Origin of the sequence: Spiroplasma endosymbiont of Ammophila pubescens, assembly GCF_964020965.1 — a bacterium.
Classification (GTDB): domain Bacteria; phylum Bacillota_I; class Bacilli_A; order Mycoplasmatales; family Mycoplasmataceae; genus Spiroplasma.
The window spans coordinates 874,719-887,201 of sequence record NZ_OZ026611.1 but is presented as its reverse complement, the minus strand read 5'-3'; the positions used below and the strand labels follow the sequence as shown (position 1 = coordinate 887,201).

At 24.4% G+C, this 12,483-nt stretch carries 18 protein-coding genes and 2 pseudogenes; 8 read left to right on the top strand and 12 right to left on the bottom strand.

The genetic code is table 4. The features are described from left to right. Positions 1-18 precede the first annotated feature (18 nt). The 4 genes from ABNT63_RS05635 to ABNT63_RS05620 all read left to right on the top strand — a co-directional run bounded on the left by ABNT63_RS05635 (position 19) and on the right by ABNT63_RS05620 (position 1,816). A complete protein-coding gene (locus ABNT63_RS05635) occupies positions 19-492 on the top strand; it encodes a hypothetical protein (RefSeq protein ID WP_348734827.1) in 474 nt (157 codons plus the stop codon). Continuing rightward, entirely contained in the window at positions 452-994 is a 543-nt protein-coding gene (locus ABNT63_RS05630) for a hypothetical protein (RefSeq protein ID WP_348734826.1), read from the top strand. Before ABNT63_RS05635 ends, ABNT63_RS05630 begins: the two co-directional genes overlap by 41 nt. A 148-nt stretch (positions 995-1,142) precedes the next feature. Then, entirely contained in the window at positions 1,143-1,439 is a 297-nt protein-coding gene (locus ABNT63_RS05625; protein WP_348734825.1) for a hypothetical protein, read from the top strand. After that, positions 1,385-1,816: a hypothetical protein gene (locus tag ABNT63_RS05620; protein WP_348734824.1), complete on the top strand. Its 432-nt coding sequence runs from the start codon at positions 1,385-1,387 to the stop codon at positions 1,814-1,816. The genes ABNT63_RS05625 and ABNT63_RS05620 overlap by 55 nt, the downstream gene beginning before the upstream one ends. 31 nt (positions 1,817-1,847) lie before the next feature. On the opposite strand, the gene ABNT63_RS05615 is transcribed toward ABNT63_RS05620, so the two are convergent. From ABNT63_RS05615 to ABNT63_RS05605, 3 genes are read right to left on the bottom strand one after another with little or no spacing between them, the layout of a single operon-like run. Then, entirely contained in the window at positions 1,848-2,357 is a 510-nt protein-coding gene (locus ABNT63_RS05615; protein WP_348734823.1) for a lipoprotein, read from the bottom strand. 2 nt (positions 2,358-2,359) lie between these two features. Beyond that, the gene (locus ABNT63_RS05610) at positions 2,360-3,928 is read right to left on the bottom strand and encodes a ribosome-inactivating family protein (protein ID WP_348734822.1); all 1,569 of its coding nucleotides are present in this window, start codon (positions 3,926-3,928) and stop codon (positions 2,360-2,362) included. Next, positions 3,879-4,322 carry a hypothetical protein gene (locus ABNT63_RS05605; protein ID WP_348734821.1) on the bottom strand — a complete coding sequence of 148 codons (444 nt, stop codon included), beginning with the start codon at positions 4,320-4,322 and terminating at the stop codon, positions 3,879-3,881. Before ABNT63_RS05605 ends, ABNT63_RS05610 begins: the two co-directional genes overlap by 50 nt. A gap of 417 nt (positions 4,323-4,739) precedes the next feature. Between ABNT63_RS05605 and ABNT63_RS05600 the strand changes: the two are divergent. Then, positions 4,740-5,717 (top strand): annotated as a pseudogene (locus tag ABNT63_RS05600) (IS30 family transposase). A gap of 162 nt (positions 5,718-5,879) precedes the next feature. Here ABNT63_RS05600 and ABNT63_RS05595 read toward each other — a convergent pair. The 9 genes from ABNT63_RS05595 to ABNT63_RS05555 form a co-directional block, all read right to left on the bottom strand. Continuing rightward, positions 5,880-6,335, bottom strand: coding sequence for a hypothetical protein (locus ABNT63_RS05595; protein ID WP_348734819.1), 456 nt, complete (start codon positions 6,333-6,335; stop codon positions 5,880-5,882). A gap of 183 nt (positions 6,336-6,518) precedes the next feature. Beyond that, positions 6,519-7,082, bottom strand: coding sequence for a hypothetical protein (locus ABNT63_RS05590; RefSeq protein WP_348734818.1), 564 nt, complete (start codon positions 7,080-7,082; stop codon positions 6,519-6,521). Positions 7,083-7,225: 143 nt separating this feature from the next. Beyond that, positions 7,226-7,531, bottom strand: a complete 306-nt coding sequence (locus ABNT63_RS05585) for an MMB_0454 family protein (RefSeq protein ID WP_348734817.1) — start codon at positions 7,529-7,531, stop codon at positions 7,226-7,228. 31 nt (positions 7,532-7,562) lie between these two features. Then, the gene (gene efp / locus ABNT63_RS05580) at positions 7,563-8,120 is read right to left on the bottom strand and encodes an elongation factor P (RefSeq protein WP_348734816.1); all 558 of its coding nucleotides are present in this window, start codon (positions 8,118-8,120) and stop codon (positions 7,563-7,565) included. 141 nt (positions 8,121-8,261) lie between these two features. Further along, entirely contained in the window at positions 8,262-8,432 is a 171-nt protein-coding gene (locus ABNT63_RS05575) for a hypothetical protein (protein ID WP_348734815.1), read from the bottom strand. Between the two features lie 106 nt (positions 8,433-8,538). Further along, positions 8,539-8,799 (bottom strand): hypothetical protein, encoded by a 261-nt coding sequence (locus ABNT63_RS05570; protein WP_348734814.1) that lies wholly within the window; start codon positions 8,797-8,799, stop codon positions 8,539-8,541. 1 nt (position 8,800) lies between these two features. Then, the gene (locus ABNT63_RS05565; protein WP_348734813.1) at positions 8,801-10,210 is read right to left on the bottom strand and encodes a hypothetical protein; all 1,410 of its coding nucleotides are present in this window, start codon (positions 10,208-10,210) and stop codon (positions 8,801-8,803) included. 61 nt (positions 10,211-10,271) lie between these two features. Next, entirely contained in the window at positions 10,272-10,805 is a 534-nt protein-coding gene (locus ABNT63_RS05560; RefSeq protein WP_348734812.1) for a hypothetical protein, read from the bottom strand. A gap of 15 nt (positions 10,806-10,820) precedes the next feature. Next, positions 10,821-10,991: a hypothetical protein gene (locus ABNT63_RS05555; RefSeq protein ID WP_348734811.1), complete on the bottom strand. Its 171-nt coding sequence runs from the start codon at positions 10,989-10,991 to the stop codon at positions 10,821-10,823. Between the two features lie 317 nt (positions 10,992-11,308). Here ABNT63_RS05555 and ABNT63_RS05550 point away from each other — a divergent pair, with 317 nt between their 5' ends. From ABNT63_RS05550 to ABNT63_RS05540, 3 genes and pseudogenes are all read left to right on the top strand, one after another. After that, entirely contained in the window at positions 11,309-11,452 is a 144-nt protein-coding gene (locus ABNT63_RS05550; RefSeq protein ID WP_348734810.1) for a hypothetical protein, read from the top strand. 6 nt (positions 11,453-11,458) lie between these two features. Further along, positions 11,459-11,671 (top strand): hypothetical protein, encoded by a 213-nt coding sequence (locus tag ABNT63_RS05545; protein ID WP_348734809.1) that lies wholly within the window; start codon positions 11,459-11,461, stop codon positions 11,669-11,671. Between the two features lie 542 nt (positions 11,672-12,213). Next, positions 12,214-12,360 (top strand): annotated as a pseudogene (locus ABNT63_RS05540) (DUF3627 domain-containing protein); the annotation flags it as partial. Positions 12,361-12,483 lie beyond the last annotated feature (123 nt).

The window sequence follows — 12,483 nt, the reverse complement described above, 5'->3', positions numbered from 1 at the left end:
TAAATGAGGTAAATAATTATGAAACAAGATAAAACAACTTGATTAAAGGGTGCCTTACATTGAAATTGATTTAAAAAAGACCCTATTCCGACTTATAATTGAACTCATAAAGATATTAGAGAATGAGAAAGGAAATATAAAATTCGTAGTTGAGTAGTTAGTTTTTATACATTGATATTTTTAGCATTAAATTGTTGATTAGAATATGGCATGATTAATGCAATAAAAGATAATATTAATTGATATAATTATGGTCAATATTGAGGTAATGGAATTGCCATATTATTAACACCTTTATTTACACACGGAATTCAGGGTATATTTGTTGCTAGTAGTAAACCAAAAGTAGATATGAAAATTGATATTCCACGATTAAAAGTTTCTAAAACGGGATTAGTATTTACAATATTACCTTTAATTACTTTAATAATTTCTTTAATTATCATTTGAATTGATAAATCAAAATGAAAAAAAGACCATTTACGACTTTAACTTTAAATTACAAGTTCAACAAAATACCACAATTCAAGACAATAGCACAAGTTATATAATGATTGATGAAAAAGATATTTTAATCAATGATATTTCAAAACAAGACAAAGAATTTTTAGAGTCTTATGACTTAAAAATAGTTTCCATTAATGAACCAATTAGCGAAGACAATAAAAATGAATGTTACATCATTGAAGAATATAAACATCCTTATTCACCAGACAGGGTTGATATTATTAAATCTACTCATTTAGTTAAGGTGACTGATTTTAAATGAAAAAATCAAAATAGCATTCATTTAGTATTACAAAAATCATTACCAGAAGATATAATATTTACTGGGATTGAAATTAAATATCCTAAATCAATGTTATTTGGTAATATTAAATGTTGAGGCAATGTCAATGGTGTTTATTCTTATCCATCATCAAATATTGAAAATGCTAGTTTAGTACCATTGTTATCAATGCCAAAAATATTATATAGTTGTTGCTCGAAATAGTTTAAATAGTGATTGAAAGATATTTAAATTAAAAAATAATGGTGAAAAAGGTAGGGGTTTAAAAACAGATTGAGGTGAAAGACCTGTTGGCTGGATTTTTACTTCTAATGGTATTTATTTAGCTACAGGTAATTTGTTAGATACTTCAATGAAATATGTATTAGGTAAAAATAAAAAATATGAAAATTATATTAAATCAGTTTACCGCTGAAATGCTATAGATGAACCAAACACACCATTTATTTCACCTAAAACAGGACAAATTACTGATTGAAATTTAAAACAACAACTAAATGTTAATAACAACAAAGATAATAAAATTAAAGTAAGTTTTAAAAACAAAGATATTTCAGAAAACCCAATTTATCAATTAGAAGCAAATTATTTTAATTGATTATCCATAACAAATGAATTAGAAACAAAGATAAAAAACTATTTAATTTAAATCAAATTGAAATATCAGGTATATGAGGTTATGGAAACTATGATATTAATATTTTTATTGAAAAATCAAATGAAAAAATTATTGAAGGAAAAGATATTAACTTAGAATTAATTAAAAATTGTCCTATTTTAACTAAGGCCAGTGGAAAAAATAGAAATACATATTTAGAATTAATAAAAGATGATACATGATATTTGTATAAAAATGGTGTTGAAGATGAAAAATCTTATTCAAATAAAGCGGTTGCTGATTTTTTAAAACAATCAAATAGTATAATATTTTCCTACCCACCCACAAAAGAACAAATTAATATTAATAATTTACAACTATTTAATATAAATAATGAAAAATTATCATTAATTACATTAGAAATATAAAAAAATTTTTAAATCTTCTAAAAATTTTTTATTAAAGTGCTATTTCACCAGTTTTATTATTTACAGCTAAACTAGGAATATTTTTATTTAAATTTCAACGGTAAACTGATTTAATATAATTTTCATATTTTTTATTTTTACCTCATACATATTTCATTGAAGTATCTAACAAATTACCTGTAGCTAAATAAATACCATTAGAAGTAAAAATCCAGCCAACAGGTCTTTCACCTCAATCTGTTTTTAAACCCCTACCTTTTTCACCATTATTTTTTAATTTAAATATCTTTCAATCACTATTTAAACTATTTCGAGCAACAACTATATAATATTTACTGTCTACTGTATTAAATGGTTTTTCTTGTGGTGCTATTCATTCTAAGTTATTTTTAATTTCTTGATTAGCAGTATCTATTTTATGTTTTTCTTTTTCTTTTTTTAAATCATCTTCGCTATATTGTGTTTTATTACAAGCAACTAAATTTGTTGTACTTGTTCCGATTAAAATGATTGTTCCAATAAAACTTAATAATCTTTTCATAATTAATTATTATATAATCTAATACCATTACCTAATTTCATATGACAATTAAGTGATGCACCAGAAGCTCATCATTCACAATATTGTAATCCGAATACTTTTAAATAATATTTATTATTTTCTCAATATCAAGTTAATCCAAATCTTTGATTAATTTCTATTTTTGCTTCACCATCTTTATCTCAAAATTTTTGTAATTCTTGTTCTTTATTTTGTGGTACGTTATTTTTTGTGTTTTCAATTATATTTTTAAAATTGTTATTTTTATCTTTTAAAAAGCTATTAATATCTTGACCTTTTAATTTTTTAACTTTTCCTCAACTTGCTTTACAATTGTTTGTATAAACTCAACTTCCTCAATTTACCATAGTTCCTCAACAATTATTATCGGTATCTCCTAAAAATTCTATTTTATTAAAATTTTCAACAGGGTTAATTTTATCTAAATTTAGTAAAAATGATTTTGTATTTCAATAATTATGTAATGTTGATTCAAAATCTAACTTTTTATTTTCTTTATTTTTATCATAATATAATTTTAATTCTTTTTCTAAGTTAGAACTTTCAGCATTTCATAATATTTCTCCTATAATATGTTCATCATTTATAAGTTTTGTATTTAAAAAATAAACTTTTTCGTCATTTGTAAAAACATAAAAATTACCGTTGCCAAATTCTTTTATACTTGTTATTTCGGTATGGTCATTTTTATCATTATCAATATTATCTACTTTTAAAACTACTTCATTTTTGCGAACAAAATAAAGTCCTTCAGTTGTTCCAACAAAAATATCTCCACTTTTTAAATTGTCACCTTTATTATTTTCATCTAAAATTTTAACAGAAGTTATTTTTTTATTTTTTAAAGGGTAATTTTGTTCTGTCCCTTTAATCGCATCACAATATTCATTTTTTATATTGTTATTTATACTTCTTGTTCTTCTATCACAATTTAAAGTTGGATGCATAAGTAACCCAAGAATAATTTTAACATCTGTATTTGCAAGAGCCTGAGTAATTGTATTTAATGGTAATTGTGATAATAAATTATAAAATGATTCATTAATAACTTCGTTGATATTACCAAATCTTACTTGAATATTATTAATTGCGTCAATAATATTATTGCTTATAGATTGTCAATTTGTTACAATAGCACGAACATTGGTATGATCACTATTTTCTGCAGGATTTCAATATATATTGCTATAACCTTCGATTATATTATTTAAAATTAAATTAAAAACACTTCTAAATCTTAAAGCTTCTGAAGTTACTAAAATTATATATCCTAAAGCTTTTTTTATTAAATTATTATTACTATTATTATTTCTTCAATTATGTAGAATAGTAAATGCATTTTGAATAGAAAATCAATTAATTGAATGACTACTATCGGCACCTCCTAAAAGAATATTATAATGTTCATCAAATTGAAGAGGAAAATCAGCTGCAATAGTATTATCTATATGTCTTAATTCTAAATTGGGGTGATCAGAGTCGGATAATCAATAATAATTTCTAATAATATTTTCTTGAAAAGTACCTAATAATGTTAATAAAACCAACAATATAAAAATCGTTCAATCTAATAACTAACTCAATTTCACCTCCCGCTTCATTATCAATTATAGAAACAGGAAATATAAGATAGTGATTACTATTTAAATAACTACTATTTAATGCATATATTTCTGAACTATTATTTTCAAAAACTGATATTAAAATGTTTTCATTTATTAAATAATTAATAATTTCATTTAAACTCGATTTATATTTTTTTGGATCATTATTATCAATAATTAGTTTTTTATTATATTTTATAAAATTATTATTTTGTCTTTTATTTCTATTTAAAGTTTCTAAATTATTTTCTTGATTTTGATGAGGACTAGCGGCAATTGTTGTTGGTATTGCGCTTCCACTAATTGTTAATACACTTAATAAACTTAAAAGTTTTTTCATTTTGTATAATTTCCTTTCTAATCTTGAAACTTTTTATCAAGATCTATTGACATTATATATATATATATATATATATATACAAACACTTTTTAAGCATATTTGAGAAAGGAAGTTATTTAAATGATTATTATTGTGATTATATTGTATTAATCTGGATTCGCGGTGATTTTCATAATTTTATGAAAAATGCCTTAAAGTTTAAAAAAACTTTTGCCGCGCTTTTCAAAATACTTGGGAAAAATTCTAAGCGTTAAGCGAAGAATTTTATAAAAGTTCCCAAATTTGTTTGAAAGAACCTCAAAATTTTTTTAACTTGCAAGTCATTTTATCACAAAAATTTAAGAAAATCAACCGCTCGCCCAAAACCTCAAAAAACTATATAATTAACTTTGTATATAAAAGAAAGGATTTTTTAAAATGGATAAAACAAAGCATCATTTTACTTTTAAAGAAAGAGTAATGTTAAAAGATTTATTAGAACTTGATTTTTTAAAAAGAAAAAATGGTAAACCCAATATATCTAAAATAGCAAAAATATTGCATAAAAATAGCAATACAATTAGACGAGAAATAAAAAGGTTAAAAGATAATGAATATGATGCTAAATTAGCACACGAAGATTATTTACAAAAACGACAAAAATGTTTTAAAAAATCATCATTATTGCTAAATATTTTAGAATGACTAGATGAAAAATATAACAAATTTCATGATTCACCAGAACAAATCTGTAAAAAATATGAAAAAGAGTTTGGTATTAAATTTCCGGTATGTTTTAAAACTTTATATAAATATATTCATTTGGGATTTTTAAATTTCAAGAAAGATAATTTGTATTTTCATGATAGAAAATATAAAACAAAAAATAGAATTGATAACCTTGAAAAAATAAGAAATTTTAGAACTATTGAAGAAGCAAAACATGATAAATATGAATTTGGTTGATTTCAAATGGATACTATGATTGGTAAAAACAATAGTGTTTGTTTAGTTTTAATCGAAGAATTAACCCAATTTAAAATCATTGAATCATTAAAAGAAAAAACAACAAAAGAAGTTACAAACGCAGTAGAACGAATTTTTTCTAACAGATTTTTCAAAGATAGATGCAAAGGAATAATAACAGATCAAGGCAAAGAATTTGCTGATTGAGAAAAAATTGAAAAAATAACAAATGCTAAAGTATATTTTTGTGATGCTGGAACTCCAACATAAAAACCCAAAGTTGAAAGAGCAATCCGCGATTTTAGACATTGATTTTCCAAAGGAATTGATTTAAGTATTTATTCAAGAAATTATTATCAAGAAGTTGCTAATATAATAAACTCTAAACTTAAAAAATCTTTACATTGAATATCTTCAAAAGAAGTTTTTATACAAATGTTTAATTTTTAATATAATTACCTATAAAAATTTTAATCATTTTATTTTTCAGTGTGCCAAAATTCATAAATTTAAAACAAAACTACTAAATTTTTTTAAAATAAATTATATTGAACATTTATTTTATTGATGTTATAATGAAATTAAATAAAGTGCTACACTTCATAGTACAATTTACAATTCTTTTAAACTATTTGCATAATCTGATCATTTAATTAAATTTATTTTTTTACTTTCGATTTTTTTATCATTTGTAATTGGGCCAGTTATGTCTCAATTTAAATTTAAGTTTTTTAATATTACTGAAGGATTATTTTTTTTATTCAAATTTGCAGTCTGTTTATACTTATCACTTTCTTTTAGCAGTGTTAATTTTGAAGGTTTAATTGAACCTTTATTATGTTCATTAGGTCAAACTAACAAATTAATTTTTGTATCTTTTTCATTTGAATCTGAATCATCATTTTTTTTGTTTTCTTCTTTTTGTGTTTCTTTATCAACAACATTATTTTCAAAAGAAACTGAAACACTACCAAAATATAATGGGTCATCATCTGAAACAAAAATTCTTGCAGATGTTAATGAAATAAAATTTACATATATATTAGTGTTTCGTAATTGAGGATACAAGTTAAATATTCTTTCTACAACACCTAACTTATTAATCCTTCCTAAATCAGTAATTGTAATTATTGAATTTAAGTCAATTCTTTGTGGGGTAAATGTTACTAATATTTGTGCATCATTTCTTCCAAATGTTGAAGTTAATAAAGTTGCAGTTGAATAAGTAATGTTTTCTAAAACAACATCGGTTTAAGGTTCAATAATATCTAGAAAACTGGGAAAATTATTTATTATATATTGTATAATTGTAGTTCCGCGATTATCTGGTATTATTCCAAGATTAAAGTTGTTTCTATTATCAAATAATACATAAGAATAATTATTTTTATTTGAATTACTTGTAACAGGATTAAGATTATAAAAAATTGAATTACCTACTTGAATTTCAATATCAGGATCTGTTTCAAAAGTTACTCAAATAAAATTATTTTCTGGGAAACTATTATTTTCTAATGTTTCTCGCAATACAATTTGTGCTTTATTATTTAATAATCTGTTAATAGTTATATCATTTCTATTAATATTTCTATTTAAACGAACAACTTTGTTTAAAATATTTTCTTCGCTATTTGTAGGAATTTTTTCTAATTTAGTATTTTTTATTAATTTTGGTAAAAATTTATCATTATTTTCTCTTTTCTTTCTTTTACAATTTTCTATATCATTTTTTTCATAACTACTAGCAGCAATAACAGTTTGCATTGTAGTTCCACTGATAGTTAATACACATAATAAACGTAGTAATTTTTTCATTTTGTATTTCCTTTCTGAAATTGTAATAATTTTGTTATGTTGCTAAATTAATAATATAAATAAAAATTTGGTAATAACTTTGCAAGGTATTACCAAATTCATAATATTTTTCTTTTTTCTATAGTTACTTCGCTATTAAATTATTAATGATGATAAGTGATACTAATATTTTTTGGTTTAATTTGTAACGAATAACTTAATTCTTTCATAATTGCTTCATTAATTTCAACTGTTAAATCATTTAGGTTTTCTTTTGCCATTACTTTTCCACTAATATAAATGTGCAATAATGAATTATCAATCATACGACATTCAACTTTATCTACAAAATATTGGTGAGTCATATCACGGATTGCATATAAAATAATCTTTTTAATTGTTAATAAACTAACAACAATTGTCCCACGATGATTATTTTCAAATATTAATTCATTAAAATTATTATTCATCTTTAATCTCTCCTTTTATGAATTGTTAAAATTAAGCTCGTCCGGAATATTTTCCATCACTAGTTGAAACAGTAATAACTTCGCCTTCTTTAATAAACAACGGAACCTGTAATTCTCAGCCAGTTTCTAACACTGCTTTTTTCATTGCACCAGAACTAGTATCACCTTTTACTGCTGATTCTGCCTCAGTAACTGTTAGATCGACCTTATCTGGTAAAATAATTCCCAATATTTCACCATCATATTTGGTAACAGAAGCCATTACTCCTTCTTTTAAAAAGTTTTTTTCTCAAACTAAATTAGTTGAGGGAATTTCTAATTGCTCATAAGTTTGCGTATCCATAAAAATGACATTTGTACCATCATCATATAAATATTGCATTTCAACCTTATCAATCATTGCTTTTTCAACTTTATCACCACCAGTGAAAGTAATATTTGTTGTTGCATTGCTACGCAAATTTTTAACTTTTGTTTTAACATGTGCTTGCCCACGACCAGATTTTGAATGTTGTGCTTCAATTACTACGTAAATATTACCCTCATATTGAAACGTTAATCCTGGGCGGAAATCGTTTACACTAATCATCTTCTTCTTCCTTTTCTATTGTTCGTAGTTTAATTATATCGTAATTTTAAACAGATAGTTATTAAAATCAATAAAAAGGATAAAATTTCTTTTAAACAAATTTTCTCCAAATATTTTAATTTTATAAAATTGTAAGGTAACCTAAATATTAATACGATTTTCACCACGATATCGATTTGAGGTTGATAACGCCTTAATAATAACATAATCAGTTGTTTTAGTAATTGCAAAATGACGGGGTGAGAAATAAAATGTTGGATTTAAGATAGCAAAATAAGTCATCATATCCTCAACTGGTAAGGCTTTTAACACTTTTGCTTCATAATTAAATGTAATGGTATCTAATGCAAGTGGTTGGGTTTGATATAATGTTATCGAAATAATATCAGTTTTATCTGCAAAATGTATACTATTCTTATTAGCAATAATTTGTACTCATAATAATGCCTGTCTTTGCGTTTGTTTCTAATGCATCATAAACTGCATTTTGAAATATCGTTTTAGTTACTTTTGTGGTTGGTTGTTGTGTTTCAAAAACAGGAATTAAAGCTAATTCACTTTTAAATAAAGATAACGAAATTTTACTACGATCACGCGTTTCCATTCTAGCACAACTGACAACAGTCGCAGGAACACTAATAACCATTAAAGCCGTAAAAGATGTTAACAACTTTTTCATATTAATAATCCTCCCTAAACGCCGCATAATCAGTTTGAATAATTGCTAATTGTTGTTGATAACGTTTTTCAATAATTTGCCGTTCTTGTGTCGTCAGTAAGTACGGATTTAAAACCATTCCTCAATGTTTATATTTTGAACTACCATACCCAATTGTAACTTGTGTTCGTGGTGTTACATATGAAATTCGAATTTGATATGATCTATTTGGAACATAAACTGGAATAAACATAAAATTAGTATAAATAGCATTAAATTCAACTTCGGCAAAGCCTCGATAACGATCAGCTAAGCGAACGGGATCAGTAATTTCATCACTTGCCGCAACTTGGTTAGTATAATTTTTAAAAACATTATAAAAATTTTCAATTGCTGTTGTATTTTTTAAAAGATTTCAATATGAATTATTCAATTGATCCTTAACTGTTGCATAGTCTGGTGCAAGATTATTTGTTAATTTTAGGTCACTAAAAATCCGTGAAGTTCCAAAATAATATTGTAAATCACCACCTAAGGAAAGGGTATGTAAGTAAGTATATGGATCAGCATAATCTGGTGACCATCCTCCTGCTTGCATATCTCAATCTGCTTTTTTACAACGGGTTTTATATTCTGTAGCGTCAACAGTAATATCTGAAATAATTTTAATTACATCATTTTCAGCGTTAAATGAGTCAATCATATTCAATAAAAATTTATTAATTGTTAATGTGTTGTATGCTACATTCATTAAAAAGCGAAATTCAACTTGTGAAGCACCAATATTTGTTTGTAATCAAGTGCGAATATCATTTAAAATATTATCATCATTTTTTAATAAATCTTTGTTACGATATAAAGCATCACTACCATCTTTTAATATTTGGCTGGAAGCCATTGCATTACCATCTAAAAAATGGTTTGCATATGCTTCTTCAACATATGATGCATAATCAACATTCCCATTATAAACAAAATAACATGCAGTATAAACATTTCATAAAAACTTGGAAGTTGGTGAATCATCTAGGACTTCGGAATAATATTTAACAAATTTACTACGGTCTAGTTGGGTTGATAAATATTTTCGAACTTTATCATATTGTAACGCCTTACTTGCATTTAATGCTTGCTTAGCACGAACTGGGTTTGAATTTAAAATATCACTATTCGCATAATTATGAATAATTGTATATGTTGTTGGATCAGGATTAATAATACTTGATGCACCACTAAAAATTGGATTAGCAGGATTAGAACCAACATATTTCTTTCAACCATTACTATCTGTTGGTTCAACTAGAAAATCATTAACATCACCTGATTCAAATAAAACACGTTCATGCGAAACATCATTATTTGCTAAATAAGTATAATTTAATTTATCAATGTATGTTAATTTGGCATGTCTATAAGCAGGGTTTTTTCGCAATAAAATTTGTGAAGTTGAACTATATTTTTCAACTAAATATGCTCCTGAATACCAAATATTTTTATAATTGGTCCCATAAATTATAACCTTGTCGTAATGCCTTTTCTGGTAATGATGCAAAAGCTAAATAAGTCATTAAAGTATCAAAATATTCTGCTGACTTTGTTAATTTAATGGTAATTTCATCATCAGCCTCATTAATTGTCATTCCTAATTTTTTTCAAATTGGATCATTATAATAATCTGGTTGATAATTACCTGCCTGAAAATACTCTCAAATTTCTTGTGCCCAACTAATAAAAGTTCGTCATAATCCTGATGTTGCCGATAAATTCTTTGGAAATAAAACAAACTTAGCAGTATTAATCATATCACTAGCTTTAACTTGCCGTTGAAAATTACCTTGATAATTAAATCATTTTGCTTGTGGTGAAATTTTATATTTTCATTCACTTTGATCAGCATTAGGAATTCCAACATATTTTGATGTTTTATCTTTTTGCTCAGCAAGATCACCGAAACTACGATTATATTTATCAGTTGCTACTAATGTTCCAAGAACATCAGCTAAAATTTTATTATCAACAACTAACATTGTTGATGCACTTGACTATGATGTTAAGGGGGATTTAAAAATAGAACGAAAAACATTATCGGTAATTAAACGATTTGCTAACAAATCTAAACTAATTCCACACGAAACAACTAATGGTGTTACTGTTGTTATTGCCGTAAAACTAGCAAAAAATGCCAATTTCTTTTTAAACTGTAGAAACCACATACATTTTGTACTTTTGTGGTATTTACAGTTTTAGAAATAAATTTTATTAATATTTTAAATAAAGGGTTGAAATTATGCAAACAAAATATTATTTTATTTTGCGGTCCTTAGTAACTAAGTATGGAAAAGATATTGTTATTAATACTGTCAATAAGATTGCAAAAGATATTGAAATTAAAAAGTAAAAGAATAAATTATTCCGCGTAATTTATTAGCGGATAATTTATTCAATAATGTTTTTTAAGTGGAGCAAAGCGACAACGAGCGGAGCGAGTTTGCAAATTTCAATTTTTTAATTTATTGAAAGGAATTATATCATGCCAGTATGATTAACATGAATATTTAGTATTTTAATTTTGTTAGGTATTTTTGCGTGAATTGGTTTATCAATTTATCAAAAAGTTAGACAAATTCAAGGTAAGAAAAAAGAAAAAAAAAGAACTTGAAAAAAAGTAGGATAGAAAATAATGAATTTTTTAGCAGATGCAGTTACTTTTGGGACTGGAATGGATTCTATTTGAACTGGGTTAGGTAATGCAATGGGTAAAGTAAAAGATGCTGTATATGGTATTTTACCGCAGTTAATGACCTTTTTAGGTGATGCGTGAATTATTTTAATTCCATTTGGATTATTTATTATTATTAAGATATTAAACTTTTTCCGTCATATATATGGTTAAAGGATTTTAATAGAATATAACACTATATTTTAAGTTATTTTAAACAAAATTAAGGCACACTAGTTTATTTTTTGGTCGTATAAAGAAAATTGGGGTTTTTTATAAAAACAAGAAAAAAATGTCTTTATTTTATTGAACTAAATAATATTTAAAAACAAAAACCCCAATCTTTTACATGCGACCTTATTTTTTTATTAATTTATTTTATATAACTATTACTTTAAAACTTAATAGTATTTTTCAGTGTGCCAATTTTTACTATTTTATATATTTAACATTGTTAATAACATTGTTTATTAAACATTAAATAAGCAATATATTAGCATTATGTATAACATTGTTAATAATCAATGTTTTTATCAATAAATAAACAATATATAAACATTAAATATAACATTGTTTATTAAACAAACATTTAGTTAGAAGATGATAAGTAATGATTAATTATTTTGAATATAAATGTGAAACTTGTTTTAATGATATGAAAAGATTACGATTTGATGAATTTTATTGTTTAAATTGTTATAAAGGAGTTGAAAAAATTGAGTAGTTTTATTAAGAAAAATCAAAATATAGAAAATTATTTTATTAGCAAGGAACTTATTCCTTTTGAAACAGATAAAGCAAGTTTTATAAATTTACCTAATCATAATCGCTATATTGGTTTTTGATTAAATAATAAGTTTATTGTGGTTAGGTAAATTTATAAACGAAGCTTTGTCAGTTTGAAAAACTATAAATTCTGTTCGAATAAAATAATTTTGTACGTTAATATTCTTCTTATAAAAACTCATAAAAACACCTTACTTTCC